This is a genomic window from Cupriavidus basilensis, assembly GCF_000832305.1.
In the GTDB taxonomy this organism is placed as follows: Bacteria; Pseudomonadota; Gammaproteobacteria; order Burkholderiales; family Burkholderiaceae; genus Cupriavidus; species Cupriavidus basilensis_F.
The window spans coordinates 2,809,900-2,833,677 of sequence record NZ_CP010537.1 but is presented as its reverse complement, the minus strand read 5'-3'; the positions used below and the strand labels follow the sequence as shown (position 1 = coordinate 2,833,677).

Sequence of the window (23,778 nt, the reverse complement as noted above, 5' to 3'; positions counted from 1 at the left end):
CACAACCTGTACGAAAATTTGCACAATGAAAGCTGACCTCGCCGACCTCAATGCGTTCATTGCCGTCGCACGTGCGAAAGGCTTTCGCGACGGCGCGCGTTCGACTGGCGTCAGCGCCTCCGGCCTGAGTGAGGCCGTACGCCGGTTGGAGGCACAACTAGGCGTACGTCTGCTGAACCGCACCACCCGGAGCGTGGTCCCGACTGAAGCGGGCAAGCGCCTGTTGGCGCGCCTCAGCCCAGCACTGACCGAGGTCGAAGCCGCGCTCGACGAAGTGAATGATTTTCGCAACCGTCCCGCCGGCACGCTGAAGTTGAACGTACCTGTCAGTGCGGCACGACTGGTGCTGCCGACCATCGTACCGGCTTTCCTGGCCGCCTATCCCGACATACAGCTGGAAATTATTGCGGATGAAAGCCTCGTCGACGTGTTGGCCGCAGGCTGCGATGCCGGCATCCGCTATGACGAGCGCCTCGAACAAGACATGATTGCGGTGCCTATTGGGCCCCGGGTGCAGCGATTCGCTGCCGCTGCTGCGCCTTCCTACCTCGACAAACGCGGGCGTCCCGAACATCCAAGCCAGTTGCTCCAGCATGATTGCCTGCGCATGCGCTTTGGCGGCCGCGCCGTGCAGCCATGGGAATTCAAGCGCAACGAAGAATCAGTGAAGGTGGATGCCGATGGTCCGTTGTTGGTCGAGCGTTCCGGTGCCGCCGACTTGCTAGTGGACGCGGCTAGGGCAGGAAGCGGCATCATCTACCTGTTCGAAGACTGGCTGCGCCCACATCTGGAGAGCGGCGCACTGGAAGCCGTGCTGGAACCATGGTGGCAATCCTTCTCGGGCCCTTTCCTCTACTACCCAGGACGACGCCTCGTCCCACCGCCATTGCGCGCTTTCATCGACTACATCAAGAACGGCGCCGTCACGTAAAGCTCCCCCAACGGAATGCACGTCGCTGTACGATCTGGTATTACGTATCGACCGGATTTCTTGGATAGCCACACCGCCTGCGAACCCCTTTCGTTTCGTCGGGATTCATTGCCCATGGCCGGCGCCTGGGCTATCGTTCGTCCTGGTCCGAAGCGGCTGTGCAAACGCATGCGGCTGGGCTGCCTCCACAAAAGGAAGAGGAGAGATCGTTTCGTTCTCCCGCATTTCCGCGCGCAACCGCGCACCATTCCGGCCCGGTGATGGGTGCCTCCAGGTTGCACCGTACCGGGCGATCCTTGACGTAGTTTGTTTGGAGAGTGTCTTCCATGCCCGCATTCCGTTCCGAAACCGATTCGATGGGCGCCATCGATGTGCCCGCAGATCGCTACTGGGGCGCGCAGACGCAGCGTTCCACCATTAATTTCCCGATCGGGGTGAGCCGCTTTCGCTGGCAGCGGCCGGTGATTCGCGCGCTGGGCATCCTCAAGCGCGCGGCGGCCGAGGCCAATGCGGAACTTGGCGAACTGCCGCCCGACATCGGCCGGCTGATCGTGCAGGCGGCCGATGAGGTCATCTCCGGCAAGCTGGATGAGCACTTCCCGCTGGTGGTGTTCCAGACCGGGTCCGGCACGCAATCGAACATGAACGCCAACGAGGTGATCTCCAACCGGGCCATCGAGATTGCCGGCGGGGAGCTCGGCAGCAAGAAGCCGGTGCATTCGAACGATCACGTGAACCGCGGCCAGAGCTCCAACGACACGTTCCCCACCGCCATGCACATCGCCGTGGTCGAGCAGATCCATACCAAGCTGCTGCCGGCGGTAGGCGCCTTGCGCGATACCCTGGCCGCCAAGGCGCAGGCGTACCAGGACATCGTCAAGACGGGCCGCACCCACCTGCAGGATGCCACGCCCATCACCCTTGGCCAGGAAATCAGCGCCTGGGTGGCGCAGATCGATTTTGGCCTGAACGCGGTCAAGACGGCTGAGCCGGGCTTGCTGGAGCTGGCCATCGGCGGCACGGCGGTGGGCACCGGGCTGAACGCGCATCCGCAGTTCGGCGCGCGCGCGGCGGCCTATATCGCCGCGCTGACCGGCCATCCGTTTGTCGATGCGCCCAACAAGTTCTTCGCGCTCTCCGCGCACGACGCGCTGGTGCAAACCTCCGCCGCGCTGCGCACGCTGTCCGGCGGCCTGATGAAGATGGCCAACGACGTGCGCTGGCTGGCCTCCGGCCCGCGCTGCGGCATTGGTGAGCTCAACATCCCCGAGAACGAGCCGGGCTCGTCGATCATGCCGGGCAAGGTCAACCCGACCCAGTGCGAGGCCATGACCATGGTGTGCGCGCAGGTGTTCGGCAACGATGCCACGGTGGCCTTCGCCGGCAGCCAGGGCAACTTCCAGCTCAACGTGTACAAGCCGGTCATGGTCCACAACGTGCTGGAAAGCATCGAGCTGATCGCCGACGCCTGCCTGGCCTTCAACGACCATTGCGCGCTCGGCATCGAGCCGAACCTGCCGAAGATCGCGGAGAACCTCGACAAGAACCTGATGCTGGTGACGGCGCTGAACCGCCATATCGGCTACGACAAGGCGGCCGCCATTGCCAAGAAGGCGCACAAGGAAGGACTGACGCTGAAGGCCGCCGCGCTGGCGCTGGGCTATCTTACCGAGGACGAATACGCGCGCTGGATCGTGCCTATCGAGATGACGCATCCGAACAAGGATTGAGCGGCCACCATTGAGACCCCAAGCTTCCGGCGCGCACCGTGACGCGCCGGAGCTGGATTGCCAATAGCAGCGGGCAAACGGCAGGTCGGCCGGTAGACCTTACATATGGAAGTTCAGCGTCATCACCACTGAACGACCCGGCGCCCACGTCGCGTAGATCGGGTACGCGGCGGAGTAGTACTTCTTGTCGAAGAGGTTCTGCACGTTCAGTTGCACATCCACGGTCTTGGAGACGCGATACGTCGCCACCGCATCGAAACGCGCGTAGCCCGGCGTCCACTTGCGCGACGTTGCCGAGACCGAGGCGTAGGTCAGGCTGGAGATCGTGGCGCCGCCCCCGATCGACAGCCTGGGCAGCACGTCGTAGTACGTCCACAGCGTGACGTTGTGCTTGGGCACCATCACCATCGGCAGGCCGGATGCCGAGGCGTTGGCGGAGCCGGCGTCGATCGTGATGGCATCCAGGTAGGAGTAGCCGCCGAACACGCGCCACTTGCTGGTGAGGTTGCCGGCCATGCCCAGTTCCGCGCCGCGCACGCGTTGCTTGCCCGCGTTCACGATGCCGCCCAGGCCGTCACTGACGCGCGCATTGGTCTTGTCCGTCTGGAACAGCGCCGAGGTCAGCGACAGGCGGCGGTCCAGCGTGTCCCATTTGGCGCCCACTTCGATGTTGCGGCTGCGCTCGGGCGACAGGTCCTGGTTGGTCTTGGTGATCTGGTCGGTACCGCCGCCCAGGCCGCTGTTGGCGCCCGGCGGATTGGCCGAAGTCCCGTATGAGGCATACAGACTGACCGTGTCGATTGGCTTGAACACCAGGCCAAGCTGGTAGCTGAACAGGTTGGCGGTGTTCTTCAGGTCCGGCGTGCCGGCCTGCACGGCGGTGACGTCGAAGCGGTCGAAGCGCGTGCCGGCGTTGAACAGCCAGCGATCGCTCAGCTTCACGCTGTCGAACAGGTAGGCGGACGAGACATTGGTGCGGGTGCTGGTGGGCGCGCCGGGGAAGCTCTTGTCTGCGTTGAGCACGGTGCTGCCGGTCCACGGTGCATTGGCATTCCAGGCGCCGATCGCGGTGCAGTTGTAGGCGATCGTGCAGGGGCCACCCGTGCGGATATTGTTGCCCGCGCTGTCGCTCACCAGGTAGCCCTCGTACAGGCTGCGCTCCCAGCTGAATTCCACACCGGCCGTGAGCGTGTGCTGCATGCCAAGCAGCGTGGCCTTGCCGGACAGCTCGGTCTGGTTGGAGACGCTGTTGGTAGCGTACTTCCCGCTCTTGGCTTGCAGCTGCAGGAGGTTCGCGCTGGCGTTCAGGAACTGCGGGTTGGTGGCGATGTAGTCCAGCGTGGAGCGGCCGAACATGGTGGTGTTGCGCACCTTCCAGTTGTCGTCCACGCGGTGCTCGATGCGGATCTCGCCGGTGTCCGTCTGCCCGCGGCGGTAGTCGCGGTTGTTCAGGCCGTAGAACTGCGAGCGCTGGATGCTGGTTCCCGCCCCGGGCGTGCCGCCGGTCGAGCGGAAGGGCACGCTGAAGTCCGGCATGTCGTAGGTGTTGACGTGGTAGTAGCTCAGCGACACCGTGGTCGGCGTGTTCAGCCCGAACGCGACCGACGGCGCCACGCCCCAGCGCTTGCTGTAGACATCGTTGCGCCCGGCCTGGTTGGCGTCGTGGCCCATCACGTTCAGGCGTACCGCGGTCTCGTCGTTGAGGCGGCGGTTGACGTCGAGCGTGGCGCGCTTGTAGGCCTCGGTGCCCAGCCCCAGGCTGGCATTGGTGAAGTCATCCGCCTTGGGCATCTTGGTGACGATGTCGATGCTGCCGCCAACCGCGCCACGTCCCGCATACACCGAATCCGGGCCCTTGATGACGCTGATCTGCTCTACCGCGAAGGTCTCGCGGTTCTGCACGCCGGAGTCGCGCATGCCGTCGACAAAGATCGAGTTGCGCGACTCGAAGCCGCGGATCACCGGACGATCCGCGGAGGGGTTCGCCGCGGCGTCGCCGCCCAGGAAGGTGATGCCCGGCACGGTCTTCAACGCATCGGCGAAGGTCGTCGCGTTGGTCTGCTTGAGCAGTTCCTCGGGAATCACCGTGACCGAGCGCGGCGTATCCAGCAACGGTGCGACGAACTTGTACGAGGGCAGGCGCTTGGCCTGGAGCGGCGAATCGGCGGTGACAACGGCGGTGGGCAAGGTGGCTTCCTTCGCGTTGCCGGCGTCGGCGGCGGATTGCGCGAAGGCCGGCGTGGCGGCGAGGAAACCTGTGCAGTAAATGGCACCAGCGGACGCGAGCAAACGCGCGCGCGTCTTCAGGGGAGCAGTCATGATTTCAGTGTGGCGAGGGGAGTCGATGCGCGCACGGGGCGCGGAAGATGCCTGGCGTGCAAGGAACAACCGGCGAGGCCAGGAATATAAATCAATGTTTTGGATGATAACGAGAATGCGAGTGATTCTCAATTGCGAGAAAGTGTAGCGACTCCGTCACTGTTTGTAAATGTATGTTTAAGAGGGTTTGTGCTGAATGACGGCCAAGGCGGCGTATGGTGTTCAGTGAAAACCCTAGGAAGTTCGCCCTTGCCCTGGCCTGGAAACGAGGTCTAGAATATTTCATATCGCGAATACAAATTCGCAATCCGAATAAAATGGGCGTCTCAGGGCGCGGGGCTGAATCAAGGAGGTGCCGTTGGCTGGCACTTTTTCTTAGCCCTACCATGCGAATAAAAATTCGCAATCCGAATTTTAAGAGGCCCGGTAGCAATGCCGATCCGTATCCACCCAACTTGAGCGAGGGCTTTCCTCTGTCTGTTCATCAAATTAAAATTCGGAATCCGAACTCGATTCCGGGTTTGCATCAAGAACGAAGAACTGACAGTGGAGATTGACATGGCTACCGAGAACTCCGTCCCGAGCGCATTGAAGGCGAGCAGCGCGGGCGACGCATCCAAGAACACGGTGCAGTCGCTGGCGAAGGGCTTTCGCATTCTCGAAGCGTTCACGGCGCAGGAACCCGAGCTCACCATGGCGGAAGTCGCGCGCCGATCCGGGCTGGACAATGCCACGGCCTTTCGTTTCCTCAACACGCTGGTGGATATCGGCTACGTGCAGCGCGTGCCGGACACGCGGCTGTTCCGGTTGTCGCTCAAGGTGCTGGACCTGGGCTTTGACGCCATCGCCCATGCCGACCTGCGCACACGGGCAAGGCCGATCCTGCGTGCGCTGGTGGGGGAGATCAATGAAGCTGCCTCCATCGGCGTGCTGGATGGCCCGGACGTGCTTTACGCGGAACGGATCCAGGCCGGACTGACGCGGCTTGGCGTGGATATCCGCATCGGCAGCCGGGTGCCGGCCTATTCCACGGCCGTGGGCTACGCCATCCTGGCGTGGCTGCCGCAGGACATGCAGGCCCGCGTGCTGGACGCCCAGCCCCGGCAGAAGCTGACCGACCACACGCTCACCGAGCTCGACACCATCCTCGAGCGGCTCAAGACCGTGCGGGCCAAGGGCTATGCGTTGTCGGACCAGGAAACGGTGTCCGGCCTCTATGTGGTGGCCGCGCCGGTGCTGGATGTGGACGGCGTGCCGGTTGCCGGCCTGAGCGTGGCGGCGCCGGCCATGAATACCTCGCTTGACGATTTCGAATCGGCCACGGCCCCGGCGGTAGTGCATGCCGCTAGCGAGCTGGCCCGTGCGCTGCAACCCTCCGGCGGATTCATTCCGCCAACCTTGATACCCACCCGAACGCGCAAATAGCGCAAGCCACACCAGGAGACGAACGTGCCTGATATCAATTTCCACGGCATCATTCCCGCCATCGCGGTTCCCTTCAACGCGGACTACAGCATCAACGAGCCGGAGCTGCGCCGGTTTGCCAGGTGGCTGGGCGGCCAGGCTGGCGTGACCGCGTTGATGACCAATGGCCATACCGGTGAAGTCTTCTCGCTGACGCCGCGCGAGCGCGCCCAAGTGACCCGCATCACCGCCGACGCCACCCAGGGCATCTGCCCGGTGATCTCGTCGGTGGTCTGCGAAGGCATCAACGACGCCGTGGAACAAGCTGGCTGGGCCAAGGAAGCGGGCGCCGCCGGGCTCGATATCATGCCGCCGCATCACTGGCTGCGCTTTGGCTTCAAGCCGGAGCATTGCCTCGACTACTTCAACGCCATCGGCAAGGCCAGCGGGCTGCCCCTGGTGGTGCATATCTACCCGGCCTGGACCCGTGGCTCCTACTCGTCGGAGCTGCTCGCGGAACTGGCCAAGCTGCCCTATGTGAAGGCCTTCAAGATGGGCGAGCGCGAAATGAACAAATACGCGCGCGACATCAAGGAGATCCGCGCGGCCGATCCCACCAAGGTGCTGATGACCTGCCACGACGAATACCTGCTGTCGTCGATGGTGCAGGGCATCGACGGCGCGCTGGTCGGCTTTGCCTCGCTGATTCCCGGCCTGATCAACGACCTGCTCAAGGCGGTCAAGGCCGGCGACCTGCATGAAGCCATGCGCGTGCAGGCGCTGATCAACCCGCTCAAGGACGCGGTGTACGGCGCCGGCGAGCCCACGGGCGAAGCCCATGGCCGCATGAAGGCCGCCATGGCGCTGGCCGGCATCCTGCGCGATGGCACGGTGCGCCCGCCGACCCACGCACCGTCGGCCGCCGAGCTGGCCGCGATCAGGGCCGCGCTGGAACACGCCGGCGTGACGCGCCAAGTGGCTGCCTGAGCCTGCCCCACGTCCGCCCGCGTCGGACCCACGTCTGACCCGGACCGGTACCGGCGCGCCATCCCGGCCCGCGGCCAGCGTGCCGGGGCCAAGCCGCCGGCCATGCAATCCAAAGGGGCTTTGATGAGCCAATCCATGCAAGACGACGACACGCCCGCGGCGCGGACCAGGCACGCCCTGGTCACCGGCGCCAGCTCCGGTATCGGCGCGGCCATTACCCGGCGGCTGCTGTCGGCGGGCTGGACGGTGACCGGGCTGGACCGCTCGCCGGCACCCAGCGTAGCAGGCTTCAACGGGATCGAAGTCGACCTGACCGATGCCGCAAAGCTTGCCGCCGCCGTGGCCACGTTGCCCCAGGTCGACGCCATCGTCCATGCCGCGGGATTCATGCGCACGGCGGTGCTCGGCGAGCTGAACCCCGAGGACGGCGAGGGCATGTGGCGTATCCATGTGCAAGCCGCCTGCGTGCTGGCCAACGCGCTGATGCCAACGCTGCCGGATGGCGCGCGCATCGTGCTGATCGGCAGCCGCACCGCGGCGGGCGCGCCAGGGCGCAGCCAGTACGCCGCGACCAAGGCGGCGGTGGTGGGCATGGCGCGCTCCTGGGCCGCGGAGCTGGCGCCACGCGGCATCACCGTCAATGTGGTGGCGCCGGGCGCCACCGAGACCCCGATGCTGAACGACCCGGGCCGCAAGGGCACGCCCCCGCGCACGCCGCCGATCGGGCGCTTTATCCGGCCCGATGAAGTGGCTGGGATGGTGAGCTTCCTGCTCGGGCCGGATGCCGGCGCCATCACCGGGCAGCAGATCCTGATTTGCGGCGGCGCTTCGCTGTAGCGCCGCCAGCCGACGTATCGAACCGCCTGATTCGCTGATTACCGAAAGACACCGAAATACATCGGAATACCGAAATACATCGGAATACCGGAATACCGGAACACCGGAATACCGGAACACTAGAACACTGGAGACAAGCCATGTCCGTGCGCATCATTGACATCCGCGAAGTGACGAAGCCGATTTCGTCGCCCATCCGCAATGCCTATATCGATTTCTCGAAGATGACGAGCAGCCTCGTCGCCGTGGTGACCGACGCGTTTCGCGACGGCAAGCGCGTGATTGGCTACGGCTTCAACTCCAATGGCCGCTACGGCCAGGGCGGCCTGATCCGCGAGCGTTTTGCGCCGCGTATCCTGGCGGCCGATCCGGCTTCGCTGCTGGACGACGCCGGCACCAACCTTGACCCCAACCGCGTGTGGGCCGCCACCATGTCCAATGAGAAACCGGGCGGTCATGGCGAGCGCTCGGTCGCGGTCGGCACCATCGATATGGCGGTGTGGGACGCGGTGTCCAAGATCGCCGGCGTGCCGCTGTTCCAGTTGCTGGCCGAGCGCCACGGCGTCAGCGCCAACCCGCGCGTGTTCGTCTATGCCGCCGGCGGTTATTACTATCCGGGCAAGGACCTCGGCGCGCTGCGCGCCGAGATGCGCTCCTACCTGAAGCGCGGCTACAACGTGGTCAAGATGAAGATCGGCGGCGCCAGCCTGGAGGAAGACAGCGCGCGCATCGAGGCCGTGCTGCAGGAAATCGGCCCGGACGCGCAGCTCGCCGTGGACGCCAACGGCCGCTTTGACCTGGACACCGCCATCGCCTACGCCAAGATGCTGCGCGACTATCCGCTGTTCTGGTACGAGGAAGCCGGCGATCCGCTGGACTACCACCTGCAGGCCACGCTTGCCGAGTACTACCCCGGCGCCATGGCCACCGGCGAAAACCTGTTCAGCCACCAGGACGCCCGCAACCTGATCCGCTACGGCGCCATGCGCCCGGACCGCGACTACCTGCAGTTCGACTGCGCGCTGTCCTACGGGCTGGTGGAGTACGAGCGCACGCTGGAAGTGCTGAAGACCTTTGGCTGGTCGCCAAGCCGCTGCATCCCGCACGGTGGCCATCAGATGTCGCTCAATATCGCCGCCGGCCTGGGCCTGGGCGGCAACGAGAGCTACCCCGACCTGTTCCAGCCTTACGGCGGCTTCCCCGATGGCGTGAAGGTGATCGACGGCCATATCACCATGCCGGAGCTGCCAGGCATCGGGTTTGAGGGCAAGGCGGATCTGTATGCGCAGATGTCGGCGCTGGCGCAGCCTTGAGAACGGACAAGAAAACGGGCAAGAAAACGGACAAGAAATAAGCGCGCCCCTCCAAGGAGCGCACCTGCAGTCGAGACAGGAGACAAACCATGCTGTTCCACCGGATTTTCCGCAGTGCCGCCGGCGCGTTGCTGGCCTGCGCGGCCGCCAGCGCTTTCGCGCAGGGTTACCCCAACAAAGCCGTGCGCGTCATCATTCCGTTCCCGCCCGGCGGCCCCACCGACACCGTCGGCCGCATGCTGGCGCAAAAGCTCTCCGAGCAAACCGGCCAGAGCTTTATCGTCGACAACCGGCCCGGCGGCCAGGGCATCATCGGCGCCGACGCGGTGGCCAAGGGCACGGCGGACGGCTACACGCTGCTGTTCAGCGCCTCCACCTTCACCACCACGCCCATGACCCTGAGATCGTCGCCTTACGACGTGATCAAGGATTTCGTGCCGATCGCGCTGGTCGGCAAGGGGCCGCTGGCGGTCAGCGTCAACAAGAACCTGCCGGTGAAGAACATCAAGGAGCTGATCGCCTACGCGCAGGCGCATCCCGGCAAGATGTCGTTCGCGATTGGCTCGCAGGCGTCCGCGGGGCATTTGTCCACGGAGCTGCTCAAGCGGGCAGGCAAGATCGACTACCTGGTGGTGCCGTACAAGGGCTCCGCGCCCGCTTACCAGGACCTGATCGGTGGCGCCATCGATGGCTTTATCGATCCCGTGCTCGGCGCCTTGTCCTATCACAAGAGCGGCATGGTGCGCGTGGTCGCGGTGACCTCCAAGGACAGGCTGCCTTCCATGCCCGACGTGCCGACCGTTGGCGAGACGGTGCCGGGCTATGAGTTCTACTCGTGGTATGGCCTGTGGGGTCCGGCCAAGCTGCCGGCCGATGTGACCAGGCGGCTCAACGCCGAGGTCAACAAGGCGCTGGCGTCCGAGCTGCGCGGCAGGCTGGCCGAGCAGGGCTACCTGCTCTCGCCAGGCACGCCGGAAGACTTCGCCCGCTTCGAGAAGGAGGACATGGAGCGCTCCGCCAAGATCGTGGCCGAAGCCAGGATCCGCGCGGAGTAAAGCGCCCACGCGCTCGCCTGCTGCGATGTCAGGACTTAGGCCGCCAGCGCCAGGTCCGCGATCACTGCGGCGAGGAAGCGCGCGGCCTCGCCGCCTGTGACCACCCGATGATCGAAGGTCAGGCTCAGCGGCAGGATCCGGTGCACGACGGGCATGCCGCCGGCCGCAACCACGGCATCGTGGATACGGCCGGCGCCCAGAATGGCCACGGTTGGCGGCACCACGATCGGCGCCGCGTACTTGCCGGCGATCATGCCGAAGTTGGACAGCGTGATGGTGTTGCCGCGCATCTCCTCGGGGGCGATCGTGCGCGCGCGCACATCCGCGCGCATGCGGTCCAGGCCGCGCCGCAGGTCTGCCGCGTCACGCTTGCCGGTATCGCGCAGCACCGGCACGAACAGGCCTTCGGGCAGGTCGACCGCAATCCCCACGTCGATGCGCGCCGGCACATGGCGGCGCCCGGTCTGGCTTTCATACCAGGCGTTGAGGCCGGGCTCGGCGCGGCAGCCCGCAACCAGTGCGCGCACCAGCCGGATGGTGGTGTCGGTGCCGGGCGCCCAGGCATGGATATCGGCGTCGTCGATCACGGTCGCCGCGGCGACCTCGCTTTGGGCGCGCGCCATGTTCAGCGCCATGGCGCGCCGCACGCCGCGCAGGACTTCCGGTGGCCCCAGGTCCGCCAGCGTCGCGGCGACGCGGCGCACATCGGCGGCGCTGATGATGCCGTCCGCGCCCGTTGGGGTGACCATCGCCAGGTCCACGTCGAGCTGGCGCGCCAGGGCGCGCACGGCCGGCACGGCCCGCACCGCGCCGCCGCCACGGGACAGGGCGGCGGGCGCTTCCGCGACCACCTGCGTGCCGACTTTGACATCGCCCACCACCGCGCCCGCGTCTTCTTGCCCGCCGGCGCCTTCGAAGCCCGCCAGCGGCGCGCCAAGGTGCACGATCTCGCCCGGCTGGGCAAACAGCTTGGCGACCTGCCCGGCGTAGGGCGACGGTATCTCGACGATCGCCTTGGCGGTCTCGACCGAAACCAGCGGCTGGTCGGCCGCCACCGTGTCACCGGGTTTGACGTGCCATTCGGTGATCTCGGCCTCCTGCAGGCCTTCGCCCAGGTCGGGCAACTTGAAGATCTTCATCAACGCTCCCGGGAAAAAACGTCAGGCGGCCATGGCCTTGCGGGCCGCGTCGGCAATCCGCGCCACGCTGGGCAGGTACGTGTACTCGAGCCTGGCCATCGGCACCACGGTGTCGTAGCCGGTGACGCGCTGCACCGGCGCGGCCAGCGAGTACAGCCCCGCATCGGCAAGGTTCGCCGCGATCTCGGCACCGAAGCCGGCGCTGCGGGGCGCCTCGTGGACGATGACGCAGCGGCCTGTCCTGGCGACCGATTCCAGTATGGTGTCCATGTCGAGCGGCTTGAGCGTGGCGACGTCGATGACGGCGGCGGCGATGCCTTCGTCCAGCAGCAGGTCAGCCGCCGCCTGCGTCTCTTGCAGCATCGCCCCCCAGCTCACCAGCGTGATGTCGTCGCCGTCGCGCAGCGTGAAGCAGGTATCGAGCGGTAGCGCCTCGCCGTTGTCCGGTACTTCCTCGCGGAACAGGCGGTATAGCCGGGTGGGTTCGAGGAACACCACCGGGTCCGGGTCGCGCATGGCCGCCAGCAGCAGGCCGTAGGCGCGCGCCGGGGTGGACGGTATGACCACCCGGATGCCGGGGATATGGGCAAACATCGCCTCGGGGCTTTCGGAGTGATGCTCCGGCGCATGGATGCCGGCGCCATAAGGCGAGCGCAGCACCATCGGGCAGCTCAGCCTGCCGCGCGTGCGGTGACGCAGGCGGCCGGCATGATTGATGATGTGGTCGATGGCCGGGTAGATAAAACCGGTGAACTGGATTTCCGCCACGGGCGCCAGCCCCATTGCCGCCATGCCGATCGCAGCCCCGGCGATACCGGACTCGGCCAGCGGCGTATCGATCACGCGCTCGGCGCCAAAACGGGCTTGCAGCCCCGCCGTGGCGCGGAACACGCCGCCATTCACGCCAATGTCCTCACCCAGCAGCACCACGCGCGGGTCGTGTGCCAGCGCATGGCCCAGCGCCTGGTTGACGGCTTCGACCAGATTGATTTCAGCCATGATCCTGCTCGCTCTCGTTGTCCTTGTCCTTGCCCTTGTCCTGGGCCCCCGGGGCAAAGCGATGCGCGGTGGCCACTTGCCCCGCCAGTGCCTTGGGCAGGCTGGCATACAGGCAATCGAACATCGCCGCCGTCTCCGGCAGGGGCGTTGCCAGGTAGGCCTGCACCGCGGCCGCCACTTGCGCCGCGCAATCCTTGGCAAGCGCGTCTTCGCGTGGCGCATCCCAGGCGCCAAGGCGCAGCAGATAGTTGCGCAGCCTGGCCACCGGCTCCAGCAGCCAGTGCTGCCTGACCTGTTCGCTGTCGCGGTAGCGCGAGGCATCGTCCGCCGTGGTGTGGTCGCCAAGCCGGTAGGTGATCGCTTCGATCAGCGTGGCGCCGCCGCCGCCGCGCGCCCGTTCCAGCGCGTCGAGCGTGACCTGGCGCACTGCCACGACATCGTTGCCATCCACCTGCAGGCCAGGGATACCGGCCGCGATGGCCTTTTGCGCGAGCGTGCGCGCGGCGGTCTGCTGGCTGCGCGGCATGGAGATCGCCCACTGGTTGTTGTTGACGACCAGCACAAGCGGCGCATGCCAGGCGCCCGCCATATTCATGCCTTCGTAGAAATCGCCTTTCGACGTGCCGCCGTCCCCGAGCAGGCAGACCGTGGCGCGCGGCTCGCGGCGCAGCTTCATCGCGTAGGCGATGCCGGCGGCGTGGCAGACCTGGTTGCCGATGGGCACGCAGTTCGCAAAATCATGCGGCGCCGCCGCGAACGCATTGCCGCGCTCGTCGCCACCCCAATACAGTAGGCTCTCGGTCATGGAGACCCCACGCTGGAACTGCGCGGCGTGATCGCGGTAGGACGGCACGAGCACGTCTTGCGCGCGCATGGCGCTGGCAACGCCGACGCCGACGGCCTCCTGGCCAAGCGCCGAGGCGAACGTGCCGATCTGGCCGGTGCGCTGCAGCGCAATGGCCTTGAGGTCGAACTGGCGGGTGAGCACCATGGCCCGGTAGAGCGGGAGAAGAGCCTCGGGATCGAGCGCAAATGCAGGCAGCGCTTGGGTCGGCTCACCTTGTGGATCGAGAAACTGCGTGTACTCGATGTCGAATGTCGCGACGGTCGCCATGCTATGCCCTTTATTCTTGTGTTCCAGTCGTTGCACTGGGGGCTGTCTTCTCTTCTCTTCTCTTTTCTCTTTTCTCTTCATTTGTGCGCGTTCCGGATCATGGAGCGCGCAATGCGCACGCGGCACCTGCACGTCAATGCTTGGGGCCCTTCATCATCTCGGCTTCCCAGGCCGCCATCCGCTCCTCGCCGGCCTCGATCGGATCCATGGCCTCGTCCACCGAAGCCGCCGCGCGCTCGGCGTCCGCGTTGGCTTCTTCGGCGGGGGATTCGAAGTCCTCGTCCTCAAAGCTTGGCGGCCTCAGCATGTCCGCAAGCATGGCGGCCAGCTCAGGTGTATCCCATGGCGCACTGCGCTGCTTTTTCCTCTTGATGTAGTGCCTGACTTCCGCATCCTGTTCCGGGGTCAGAGGAAGACCGCGAAAGGTGCGTTGAGGGCCATCGGCGTCCATCATGGCGCTCCGGAGGGTTGTCTCGTTTTCAGTGTAGCCCTATTGCAGAGATTGGGGCGATTGTGATGATGACGGCAATGTGGGGTACCGCCCGGTCGCCCGCGGCAACAGGCACCGTGCCCACAGCGGGCCAGGCGCATGGTTCAACGCATTCCCAGTGCTCGCAACAACGATCCGTACGCGATCCGTAAGGCGTGCCGCCGCGATCCATAGCATGGATGCCCGTTGAGATAAATAGGACGAGTACGAATTTACGCTAAAAGTGATATTTTTTGCGAAATTACAATCATGATATTTATGGCATAAAAGAATCCGTTTAGAGTCCTGCGTCAGGGTCGATCAAGCTGACAACGGAGAAGACATGGGCGCTATCGACGAATTCGATGCATACGATGCCTACGGCGCAAGGCTGCCCAGGCGCCAGGCCTACCATCTGGACGTCCCCCGCGCGGCCAGCGCGGCCGAGCTGTCGATGGTGTCGTTCGAGGCGGTCGAGCGATTGGGAGAGCTCTACACCGTCACCATCCGGCTAACCCACCCGCTGGAACTCGACCGCGCCGAATACCTCAATCGGGATGCCACCTTCGTGATTGACCCCGGCGACGGTAGCGAACCGCGCCGCTTCGCGGGGTGGATCTCGGCGTTCTCGCGCACGAAGCGCACGCGCGATTTCTTCGCCTACGAGATCGTGCTCCGGCCACTGGCCGCGCGGCTCGAACTCGTGCGGACCACGCGCATCTACCAGAACAAGACGGCCCCCGAGATCATCGAGGCCATCCTGCGCCGGCACGAGCTCCGGGGCCACCAGTTTCGCCTCAGGCTGCGCCGCAAGTACACCCAGCACAAGTTCCGCTTCCAGTACCAGCTATCCGACTGGGAATATGTCCAGTTGCTGATGCGCCAGGAGGGGCTGTATTGCTACTTCGTCCCGGGAAAGTTCGGCGAGATGATCGTCTTCGGCGACGACATCGACCACTACGTCTACCTGCCAGAGCTGCGCGTGCCCTATCGCGAGACCGCCGGGCTGGAAGCCGGCATCGAGGCGGTATCCGACATCCAGGTGCACGCCAAGACCGTGCCCGAATCGGTCCTGGTCGCCGACTACAACCCGGATCAGGCGTGGGAACCCATCAAGGGCGAGGCCAACGTCGCGCGCAAAGACAAGACAACCTACGGCCAGCAGTATATCTACGGCACGCATCATCTGGACACGGCCGAGGCGAAGTGGGAGGCGCAACTGCGCCACGAGGCCCTGCTGGCCGGCCAGCTGATCTATGCGGGCGAGAGCAACGTGCTCAGCACGCACTCCGGCCGCATCCTGCGCATGGATGAGCCATTGGCCGAAGCCCCCAACGGGCAGGTCATCATCGAAGTCATCCACACCGGGGGGCGTGATGCGGCTTACCGCAACACTTACAAGGCCATCCCGTCGGACCGGCGCTTTCGCCTGCCGCTGGACGAGGAAAACTGGCCGAAGATAACGGGCACGCTGAGCGCGCGCATCACCTCGCCCAACCAATACAAGCACGCGTACCTGACCAAGGCGGGCCACTACATCGTCCGCTTCGATTTTGATTTTGAGCCGTGGCCCAAGGGCATGGAAAGTGCGGCCATCCCCCTGGCAAAGCCGTTTGCCGGCGGCCTGCAAACCGGGTTCCACTTCCCGCTCATCGACGGCACCGAAGTCGCCATTGCCTTTCGCGACGGCAACCCGAACAAGCCCTATATCGCGCACGCGCTGCATAACAGCCGGCAGGAGGACCTGATTACCACGCAGGACCGGTGGCAGTCGCGCAATCTGATCGAGACGCAGAGCCGCAGCAAATTCCAGATTGAAGACTGGGAGGACGAGGAACACGTCCATATTTCCACTGAGCATTCGGGCAAAAGCCAGCTGACCCTGGGGCATATGGTCACGGCCAAACGCCAGAAGTGCGGTGAAGGCTTTGAGCTGCGCACCTCTGGCTGGGGTGCGATCCGGGGTGGCAAGGGGGTGTTCATTTCGGCGGATGACCAGCCGAATGCCGGTGGTCAGCAGCTCGATATGGAAGCTGCGCAGAACCTGCTGCAACAAGCCCTCCAGCTGAGCGAAGCGCTGGCCTCGGCTGCCAATGCGGCGCAAGCGGTGGCCGCGGACTACAACAGGCAGAAAGCCCTGCTCAGCGATACGCTGACGGCGCTGAACAAGGCCGGGATACTGGTCAGCGCACCGGCGGGCATCGCGCTGGCCTCGGGCTCCGATTTGCAACTGACGGCTGCCCAGAACCTGATCGCCACCGCTGGCGGCCATGCCGACATCAGCGTGCTCAAGCGTTTCACGGTTGCGGCAGGCGAACGGATATCCATGTTCGCGCAGAAGCTCGGCATCAAGCTGTTTGCGGCAAAGGGCAAGGTCGAGATCCAGGCACAGAGCGACGAGATGCGCTTGCTGTCGGATAAGAACATGACGATCAGCAGTGCAAACGGGCGCGTCGTGATCGAGGCCAGGGAGGAGCTGCTGCTCAAGTGTGGCGGCTCCTATCTTCGCTTGTCGTCCACGGGCATCGAGGACGGCACGCGCGGGGACCGGACCATCAAATCGGCTGCGTTCAGCCGTCAGGGGCCGGCTTCGCTCGCTGAATCGATGAATACGTGGAAGCACGCCGATTTTGACGAGCAATACGCGCTCAAATGGCCCTTCGATGGCCGGCCCGTCAGCAATCGCGCGTTCTCCATCATTCGCGAAGACGGCAGTGTGATTCGTGGCACCACCGATGCCGAAGGGAAGACCGGTCTGCAGAAGAGTCTTTTCGTGGATGGACTGCGCCTGCGCATCGATCCGGAGTGAATGGCTGTCGGCATGCAGTGCACCTTCACAACCACAACCACAACCACAACCACGCAGAAGCAAACCGGAGCAACTTCGTATGGCCACCGTTGAACGCGTTATCCCACCCGCTATAGCTGATGATGGATCGGTGCATTACTCGTCCGTCATGTCGCCGTCCGACGACAGCATTGCCGTATGTCACATGGTGCCCGACAGGGTCATACCCGTGATCTTTGTGCCGGGTGTGATGGGCACGAACTTGATGGGTAGTGACGGAAAACACGTGTGGCTCGTAAACGGGAAGGGGAGTGTGTCAAAGGCGTGGGCGATCCGCGGTCCGGATAAGCGAAAGCGGGTACTTGATCCCAAGAAAACCCAGGTCTATGCCGGTGGCGCCATCCCGCAAGGCACACACCAGAACGATGCCGAACTGAAGCGCCGCGGGTGGGGTGAGGTCGGCTTCATGAGCTATGGCACGTTCCTACCCTGGCTCGAGAATGCGCTCAACGATGCCGATCAGTGCAAGACGGGCGAGCGTGCGCGGCTGATGAAGACCCTTGTGGCAAATGCACCCGGCGTCGAGTTACTCACTCACGATGAGGTCGCACTCTCCTATAAATACCAGCTCCCTTTGCATGCCGTAGGTTACAACTGGCTCCAGTCGAATGCGGAGTCCGCAAAGCGATTGGACGGGAAGATCCAGGAGTTCATGGCGTACTACCGGAGCAAGGGCTATATGTGCGACTACGTGATCATCGTGACGCATTCGATGGGGGGCCTGGTTTCTCGCTACTACTCCGAAATGATGGGCGGGAGCAAGCATGTGCTGGGGGTCCTGCACGGCGTCATGCCTGCCACAGGATCCGCTACAGCCTATAAACGGGTGAAGGCAGGCACGGAGATGCCGGCTGGGATCGCCTTGGGCGTCAATGCCGCGGAAATGACTGCCGTGTTCGCCCAATCACCCGGGCCCCTGCAATTGCTGCCCAGCCCGGAGTACGGGATGGGTTGGCTCCAGCTCAAGGACGGCAACAATACGGTCGGCTTGCCCAAGGCAGACCCGTACAAGGAGATCTATACCGTGCGCGGCAAGTGGTGGGGCTTGTGCGACGACAAGCTTATCAACCCGCTGGACCCGAAGAAGGCGACGATTGAGCGGGACTGGATCGGATTTGTGGATTTGATTCGGGACGAAGTAGAAAAATTCCAGACAAAAATCAGCAGAAAGTACCACGCAACCACATATGCGTTCTACGGGGACGATCCGAGTCATAAAACCTGGGGCGACGTGGTCTGGGAGCGGAGGATCTCCAGTGCTCTCCGGCTGTTCGATGCGTATCCCAAAGTTGACGATCTCGCGGCCGGACGGGTCTTGCAGGATTTGGGAAGGGGCGAACAGACAGTGCACCAGCACACTGGCGGCAGACCGTTGGCGACAGGCTTCCTGTTGAAGGATGCCGCCGAGAATGGGGATGGCACGGTGCCAATCCGATCCGGCGCCGCCCCGGGCCGACGAGTCAAGGCTTGTGTGCCATATCCGGGCGTCGATCACGAAGGTGCGTACAAGAACAGGCCGCAACAGCTCTTTGCCCTTTGGGCGATCACCAAGATTGCCTGTGGCGTTGCGAAGACCTCGATGGCCTACAAGTCATGAAAAGAGCAACCACGGTGGCCATCGCCTGTCTCGCGCTATGCCTGACAGCCTGCAATCGGCCCAAGCCATTAACGCAAGAGGAGAACAAAACCGTGAACGAACTGACAGCCAATCTCAGTCCGCGCTGCGTGGGACGCTACCTGATCGACATGCCTGCCGATGTCTTTGTGTTTGGAGGCATCACGGTGGACCGGGTTCCTATTGAGGTGACGGCGATGCCGGAGGATCAGTTTCAGCGGGAGGCCGCCTCGCGCGAGGCGGAGTTGAAGGGCACCAGGAGTGCCGATGCTTACCCGTTTCTGTATGCAAGCGGTGAGGTATCGGGCGCGGCAACGCGATATTTCATTCATCGAGGCGATGTTCTTGCCGATCCAAGTAGACGAGTTATCGAGGCTTACAAGTGGGATCGAGGTTTCCAGATCAAGATGCAGACAAAAGGGTGGGATTACACCAACCCGGATCAAACCAGCGACTCGCTTGTCGAGTTAATCACTCCCAAGAACATCGTTCCGGAACTGCGTGCCCTCGTATTCGACCTGCTGAAACGGGTGCGTGGCCGACCGGAAAGTGAGATTCCGTCCGAACCCGGAGTGTGTTTTTTTGGTGGGTTCCTGCCGGGTAAGGCAGGTGCCACGGAAAACCTTTGGACCCAATTCGTGCTGCATGACAGGATCGACGTGAGTGTCGGCCTGGAGACGAGTTCCGATATTCGAGAGCCAACGACGCTGCTGCAACGCGGCGACAGCATCAACGCGGCGCTCAAGGAAAGCGAGGGCCGCACAATTCGAAAGGGCCCGGTGGACTTGCCTGGATTGCCGGCAGAGGAATGGCTGATGGCGGGAATCACCACGCGAGATGTGCCTGGACACCATCTGGCGCTGGAGGCGAACTCCAGGATTGGCAGTGCGCAAACGCCCTTGGTCATTTTGGAACTGGATACGGGTTCGCACAACAAAGTGCTACGCGATCCTATCGAAAAGGCATCGCTGACCGAGGGCGAAGCCGTTGCGCTCTGGGACGCGGTCTCGCGAACCTTGCGCCCGCGTCCGAACGGTTTCTGATGTCGGACAAGCCATGAGGAGCGCAACCACGTTGGCCATCGCCTGTCTCGCGCTATGCCTGACAGCCTGCAATCGGCCCAAGCCATTAACGCAAGAGGAGAACAAAACCGTGAACGAACTGACAGCCAATCTCAGTCCGCGCTGCGTGGGACGCTACCTGATCGACATGCCTGCCGATGTCTTTGTGTTTGGCGGCATCACGGTGGACCGGGTTCCTATTGAGGTGACGGCGATGCCGGAGGATCAGTTTCAGCGGGAGGCCGCCTCCCGCGAGGCGGCGTTGAAGGGCACCAGGAGTGCCGATGCTTACCCGTTTCTGTATGCGAGCGGTGAGGTATCGGGCGCGGCTACGCGATATTTCATTCATCGGGGTGATGTACTTGCTCATCCAGCCAGCCGGGTCATCGAAGCTTACAAGTGGGACCGGGGCTTTCAGATCAAGATGAAAATGGAGGGGTGGGATTACACCAACCCGGATCGGACCAACGACTCGCTTGTCAAGTTAATCACTCCCAAGAACATCGTTCCGGAACTGCGCGCCCTCGTATTCGACCTGCTGAAACGCGTGCGTGGCCGACCGGAAAGTGAGATTCCGTCCGAGCCCGGGGTGTGCTTTTTTGGTGGGTTCCTGCCAGGCAAGGCGGGCGCCACGGAAAACCTTTGGACCCAATTCGTGCTGCATGACAAGATCGACGTGCGTGTCGTTCTGGAGACGGACTCCGATATTCGAGAGCCAACCACACTGCTGCAACGCGGCGACAGCATCAACTCGGCGCTCAAGGAAAGAGAGGGCCGCACAATTCGAAAGGGCCGGGTGGACTTGCCTGGATTGCCGGCAGAGGAATGGCTGATGGCGGGGATGACCTCGCAAGATGTACCTGGACACCATCTGGCGCTGGAGGCGAACTCCAGGATCGGCAGTGCGCAAACGCCCTTGGTCATTTTGGAACTGGATACGGGTTCGCACAACAAAGTGCTACGCGATCCCATCGAGAAGGCATCGCTGACCGAGGGCGAAGCCGTTGCGCTATGGGACGCGGTCTCGCGAACCTTGCGTCCGCGTCCGAACGGTTTCTGACGTCGGACAAGACATGAGGAGCGCAACCACGTTGGCCATCGCCTGTCTCGCGCTATGCCTGACAGCCTGCAATCGGCCCAAGCCATTAACGCAAGAGGAGAACAAAACCGTGAACGAACTGACAGCCAATCTCGCTCCGCGCTGCGTGGGACGTTACCTGATCGACATGCCTGCCGATGTCTTTGTGTTTGGAGGCATCACGGTGGACCGGGTTCCTATTGAGGTGACGGCGATGCCGGAGGATCAGTTTCAGCGGGAGGCCGCCTCGCGCGAGGCGGCGTTGAAAGGCACCAGGAGTGCCGATGCTTATCCGTTTTTGTATGCAAGCGGTGAGGTATCGGGCGCGGCTACGCGATATTTCATTCATCGGGGCGAAGTCCATACTGATCCGGGGGGAAGGGTTATCGAAGCTTACAAGTGGGACCGAGGCTTCCAGATCAAGATGAGAGTGGAAGGGTGGGATTACACCAATCCCGATCAAACTGACGACTCGCTTGTTCAGAAGATGACAGTCAAGAACAACATTCCTGCACTGCGCGCCCTCGTATTCGACCTGCTGAAACGGGTGCGTGGCCGACCGGAAAGTGAGATTCCGTCCGAACCCGGAGTGTGTTTTTTTGGTGGGTTCCTGCCGGGTAAGGCAGGTGCCACGGAAAACCTTTGGACCCAATTCGTGCTGCATGACAAGATCGACGTGCGTGTCGTTCTGGAGACGAATTCCGATATTCGAGAGCCAACGACGCTGCTGCAACGCGGCGATAGCATCAACGCAGCGCTCAAGGAAAGCGAGGGCCGCACAATTCGAAAGGGCCCGGTGGACTTGCCTGGATTGCCGGCAGAGGAATGGCTGATGGCGGGAATCACCACGCGAGATGTGCCTGGACACCATCTGGCGCTGGAGGCGAACTCCAGGATTGGCAGTGCGCAAACGCCCTTGGTCATTTTGGAACTGGATACGGGTTCGCACAACAAAGTGCTACGCGATCCTATCGAAAAGGCATCGCTGACCGAGGGCGAAGCCGTTGCGCTATGGGACGCGGTCTCGCGAACCTTGCGCCCGCGTCCGAACGGTTTCTGACATTCCCCCAAGCCATTGACTTAACAGGAGAACGGAGCAGTGAACGAATTGAAATCCAATCTCGGTCCGCGCTGCGCGGCATGCCATGGCTGTTGATTTCTCGCTTTTGCCGAAGGAAGAGCCGGAGCCTGGCGATTCGCCGTCGCTGTTGATCTGGACGATCGTGTTTCTCGTCATGGCGCTGGCGTGCGCAATCGCGATCCTGCTGTCATGGCCAAAAGATCTCCCCACGCATACGTGGAAATTCTGGGCAAGCCTGATCCTCTTTCCGGTGGGGATACCTGCGTGGATAGTACTGCGCCGGTATAGCCATCATGAGGGCCACAGACTTGACGTTCTGATGCGCAACGAAGCGATCCGCGGGTATAACGAGCGCGTCTTCGCCTTGGCGGCGCGTCCCTTGGCCCTACTCGGTGCGGCCCATCGTTTTTCGTCGGACAAGAATGAGAACGCAACGGGCACCATACGGTCAGGCACGGTCAGGCTGGAGACCCAAAAGCCGATCGCTAGCGACAGTGGACCCACGAAGGCTCGCTGGTTGGTGGTGCCTGGCGTACCGCTTGAGCCTGGTGGAAAGGAGGCAGACGCTCGCCGTCATCGCGAGGTGACACGATGGTTGTATTCGGAGCTACTGGCCGATCTTGCCAGCCGCATCCAGTCCTTGCCTTCGCGGGTTGATCTGAGCGTTTGTCTGTGGGTGTCGGGAGGATTGCTTCGCAAGGATCATGTGGCGCTCTGGCAAGAGTGCTGGCGAGAACATCGGCTTCGAGATATGCGTCTGTCCGAGGAGACTGAACCCGCCGGCCTCGATGTTCTCGACGGTTGGCTTGATCAGGTTGCTGGCGGCGAGGGGCGCGAGGCGAGGTTGATTGTCGCCATTCAGCTGTATCCATTGCTGCGCAAGACGCCGCCCGCCGGTGTGGCGGAAGCGGGAGTTGCGCTTCTTCTCATGCCAGGCGAACAGGCCAGCCGGCTACAAGTGGTGTCTGAGGCAAGCCTGCATCGCCCGGTACGCGTTCCGTTCGACCAGTCGGATGGCGCTTTGTCGCATGCCGTGAAATGGGGCGATATCACTGCCGCGGAAATTCCCGGCGGCTGGCAGACAGGCCTCGATGCAACGCAGGCGGGGGTGTTGCGTGAGGCTGCCGTGCGTCTTGGGCTGAGCGCCCGGCCAACAGACCTCGACCAGACCGTCGGGCATGCCGGCGCCGCCGCACCCTGGCTCGCGATAGCTTGCGCCGCTGGTTCGCTATCCGTTGAGGTCCAGAGTCAGATTGTCTTTGCCGGTCAGCCTGGCGGTGTGGATTCTGCGGTCGTGCGCTCGGTAGCGCGCGCGTAGCGGCTGGTTTGACCCTACCGTATTCGTCCGAGGTTATGACGGGTTCGCCAAATCACATCGAACTGGAAAGGGTTGTCGTACCGATGCAGTCCGATGGACGGCAAATGGGGAGTTGGTTTTGACAAAACGTTACGACATCACCAGAGGTGATTCGACGACCTCTGGTGGCACTGTGGAGGGCGGGGGCCGGGATGACAAGGTGGGAGATCGCGAGCAGGCTTATGAGGGCGATCCCGTCTGGTGTCTAGTCTGCAAAACGGTGGGACGGATCGTTTGTGCCGGGCCACGCCTGTCTATGACGGGGCCTGACGGGCGACAAGCCGCACTGAGCGATGACCTCTGTGTCTGCCGCTGTGACCCGAGCCCTCGACTGATAGCGTCACAGCACGCGTCGTACATGGATGTCTGACAATGCCGCGCGCAGGCAGCCCGGCCACCTGTGAGGACATCAAGTGTCCCGATTGCGGCCCAAAGCATGGG

Annotated in this window: 19 protein-coding genes; 14 read left to right on the top strand and 5 right to left on the bottom strand. The window is 63.4% G+C overall.

Translation table 11 applies throughout. From position 1 onward, the window contains the following. Positions 1-25: 25 nt before the first annotated feature. Positions 26-931, top strand: coding sequence for a LysR family transcriptional regulator (locus RR42_RS33095; protein ID WP_043356197.1), 906 nt, complete (start codon positions 26-28; stop codon positions 929-931). A 326-nt stretch (positions 932-1,257) separates the two neighbouring features. Further along, positions 1,258-2,661 (top strand): class II fumarate hydratase, encoded by a 1,404-nt coding sequence (gene fumC, locus RR42_RS33090; protein WP_043356194.1) that lies wholly within the window; start codon positions 1,258-1,260, stop codon positions 2,659-2,661. A gap of 99 nt (positions 2,662-2,760) precedes the next feature. Here fumC and RR42_RS33085 read toward each other — a convergent pair whose 3' ends face one another. Next, positions 2,761-4,980 (bottom strand): TonB-dependent receptor, encoded by a 2,220-nt coding sequence (locus RR42_RS33085; RefSeq protein ID WP_043356192.1) that lies wholly within the window; start codon positions 4,978-4,980, stop codon positions 2,761-2,763. 558 nt (positions 4,981-5,538) lie between these two features. Here RR42_RS33085 and RR42_RS33080 point away from each other — a divergent pair. From RR42_RS33080 to RR42_RS33060, 5 genes are all read left to right on the top strand, one after another. After that, positions 5,539-6,405 (top strand): IclR family transcriptional regulator, encoded by an 867-nt coding sequence (locus tag RR42_RS33080; RefSeq protein ID WP_052495136.1) that lies wholly within the window; start codon positions 5,539-5,541, stop codon positions 6,403-6,405. Positions 6,406-6,429: 24 nt separating this feature from the next. Then, positions 6,430-7,371 (top strand): dihydrodipicolinate synthase family protein, encoded by a 942-nt coding sequence (locus RR42_RS33075; RefSeq protein ID WP_043356190.1) that lies wholly within the window; start codon positions 6,430-6,432, stop codon positions 7,369-7,371. A gap of 135 nt (positions 7,372-7,506) precedes the next feature. Further along, the gene (locus RR42_RS33070) at positions 7,507-8,208 is read left to right on the top strand and encodes an SDR family NAD(P)-dependent oxidoreductase (RefSeq protein WP_043356188.1); all 702 of its coding nucleotides are present in this window, start codon (positions 7,507-7,509) and stop codon (positions 8,206-8,208) included. 140 nt (positions 8,209-8,348) lie between these two features. Further along, positions 8,349-9,521: a mandelate racemase/muconate lactonizing enzyme family protein gene (locus tag RR42_RS33065; RefSeq protein ID WP_043356187.1), complete on the top strand. Its 1,173-nt coding sequence runs from the start codon at positions 8,349-8,351 to the stop codon at positions 9,519-9,521. An 89-nt stretch (positions 9,522-9,610) separates the two neighbouring features. Next, a complete protein-coding gene (locus RR42_RS33060; RefSeq protein WP_043356185.1) occupies positions 9,611-10,576 on the top strand; it encodes a Bug family tripartite tricarboxylate transporter substrate binding protein in 966 nt (321 codons plus the stop codon). Positions 10,577-10,611: 35 nt separating this feature from the next. On the opposite strand, the gene RR42_RS33055 is transcribed toward RR42_RS33060, so the two are convergent. From RR42_RS33055 to RR42_RS33040, 4 genes are all read right to left on the bottom strand, one after another. Beyond that, positions 10,612-11,715, bottom strand: coding sequence for a dihydrolipoamide acetyltransferase family protein (locus RR42_RS33055; protein WP_043356183.1), 1,104 nt, complete (start codon positions 11,713-11,715; stop codon positions 10,612-10,614). Positions 11,716-11,736: 21 nt separating this feature from the next. Beyond that, positions 11,737-12,714, bottom strand: coding sequence for an alpha-ketoacid dehydrogenase subunit beta (locus RR42_RS33050; protein WP_043356182.1), 978 nt, complete (start codon positions 12,712-12,714; stop codon positions 11,737-11,739). Further along, on the bottom strand, positions 12,707-13,828 hold the full coding sequence (gene pdhA / locus RR42_RS33045; RefSeq protein ID WP_052495135.1) for a pyruvate dehydrogenase (acetyl-transferring) E1 component subunit alpha: 1,122 nt from the start codon (positions 13,826-13,828) through the stop codon (positions 12,707-12,709). The genes RR42_RS33050 and pdhA overlap by 8 nt, the downstream gene beginning before the upstream one ends. 133 nt (positions 13,829-13,961) lie before the next feature. Continuing rightward, complete coding sequence (locus RR42_RS33040; protein ID WP_043356180.1) at positions 13,962-14,282, bottom strand: hypothetical protein; 321 nt, start codon at positions 14,280-14,282, stop codon at positions 13,962-13,964. 358 nt (positions 14,283-14,640) lie between these two features. Here RR42_RS33040 and RR42_RS33035 point away from each other — a divergent pair, with 358 nt between their 5' ends. The 7 genes from RR42_RS33035 (at position 14,641) to RR42_RS39115 (ending at position 23,707) form a co-directional block, all read left to right on the top strand. Then, positions 14,641-17,106, top strand: coding sequence for a type VI secretion system Vgr family protein (locus RR42_RS33035; RefSeq protein WP_043356179.1), 2,466 nt, complete (start codon positions 14,641-14,643; stop codon positions 17,104-17,106). Positions 17,107-17,185: 79 nt separating this feature from the next. Then, positions 17,186-18,742, top strand: coding sequence for a lipase/acyltransferase domain-containing protein (locus RR42_RS33030; RefSeq protein ID WP_043356177.1), 1,557 nt, complete (start codon positions 17,186-17,188; stop codon positions 18,740-18,742). A gap of 92 nt (positions 18,743-18,834) precedes the next feature. Beyond that, on the top strand, positions 18,835-19,803 hold the full coding sequence (locus tag RR42_RS33025) for a T6SS immunity protein Tli4 family protein (RefSeq protein WP_144410012.1): 969 nt from the start codon (positions 18,835-18,837) through the stop codon (positions 19,801-19,803). Between the two features lie 109 nt (positions 19,804-19,912). Then, entirely contained in the window at positions 19,913-20,881 is a 969-nt protein-coding gene (locus RR42_RS33020; RefSeq protein WP_043356174.1) for a T6SS immunity protein Tli4 family protein, read from the top strand. 109 nt (positions 20,882-20,990) lie between these two features. Next, positions 20,991-21,959, top strand: a complete 969-nt coding sequence (locus RR42_RS33015; protein ID WP_043356172.1) for a T6SS immunity protein Tli4 family protein — start codon at positions 20,991-20,993, stop codon at positions 21,957-21,959. Between the two features lie 85 nt (positions 21,960-22,044). Continuing rightward, positions 22,045-23,298 carry a hypothetical protein gene (locus tag RR42_RS33010; RefSeq protein WP_043356170.1) on the top strand — a complete coding sequence of 418 codons (1,254 nt, stop codon included), beginning with the start codon at positions 22,045-22,047 and terminating at the stop codon, positions 23,296-23,298. Positions 23,299-23,416: 118 nt separating this feature from the next. Beyond that, positions 23,417-23,707: a PAAR domain-containing protein gene (locus tag RR42_RS39115; RefSeq protein WP_082055319.1), complete on the top strand. Its 291-nt coding sequence runs from the start codon at positions 23,417-23,419 to the stop codon at positions 23,705-23,707. The last annotated feature ends 71 nt before the right edge of the window (positions 23,708-23,778 follow it).

What these genes read in the sequence shown, in the direction of transcription:
- RR42_RS33095 (WP_043356197.1), top strand. Translation starts at nt 26, where the DNA reads ATGAAAGCTGACCTCGCCGACCTCAATGCGTTCATTGCCGTCGCACGT.
- fumC (WP_043356194.1), top strand. Translation starts at nt 1,258, where the DNA reads ATGCCCGCATTCCGTTCCGAAACCGATTCGATGGGCGCCATCGATGTG.
- RR42_RS33085 (WP_043356192.1), bottom strand. Translation starts at nt 4,980, where the DNA reads ATGACTGCTCCCCTGAAGACGCGCGCGCGTTTGCTCGCGTCCGCTGGT.
- RR42_RS33080 (WP_052495136.1), top strand. Translation starts at nt 5,539, where the DNA reads ATGGCTACCGAGAACTCCGTCCCGAGCGCATTGAAGGCGAGCAGCGCG.
- RR42_RS33070 (WP_043356188.1), top strand. Translation starts at nt 7,507, where the DNA reads ATGCAAGACGACGACACGCCCGCGGCGCGGACCAGGCACGCCCTGGTC.
- RR42_RS33065 (WP_043356187.1), top strand. Translation starts at nt 8,349, where the DNA reads ATGTCCGTGCGCATCATTGACATCCGCGAAGTGACGAAGCCGATTTCG.
- RR42_RS33060 (WP_043356185.1), top strand. Translation starts at nt 9,611, where the DNA reads ATGCTGTTCCACCGGATTTTCCGCAGTGCCGCCGGCGCGTTGCTGGCC.
- RR42_RS33055 (WP_043356183.1), bottom strand. Translation starts at nt 11,715, where the DNA reads ATGAAGATCTTCAAGTTGCCCGACCTGGGCGAAGGCCTGCAGGAGGCC.
- RR42_RS33050 (WP_043356182.1), bottom strand. Translation starts at nt 12,714, where the DNA reads ATGGCTGAAATCAATCTGGTCGAAGCCGTCAACCAGGCGCTGGGCCAT.
- pdhA (WP_052495135.1), bottom strand. Translation starts at nt 13,828, where the DNA reads ATGGCGACCGTCGCGACATTCGACATCGAGTACACGCAGTTTCTCGAT.
- RR42_RS33040 (WP_043356180.1), bottom strand. Translation starts at nt 14,282, where the DNA reads ATGATGGACGCCGATGGCCCTCAACGCACCTTTCGCGGTCTTCCTCTG.
- RR42_RS33035 (WP_043356179.1), top strand. Translation starts at nt 14,641, where the DNA reads ATGGGCGCTATCGACGAATTCGATGCATACGATGCCTACGGCGCAAGG.
- RR42_RS33030 (WP_043356177.1), top strand. Translation starts at nt 17,186, where the DNA reads ATGGCCACCGTTGAACGCGTTATCCCACCCGCTATAGCTGATGATGGA.
- RR42_RS33010 (WP_043356170.1), top strand. Translation starts at nt 22,045, where the DNA reads ATGGCTGTTGATTTCTCGCTTTTGCCGAAGGAAGAGCCGGAGCCTGGC.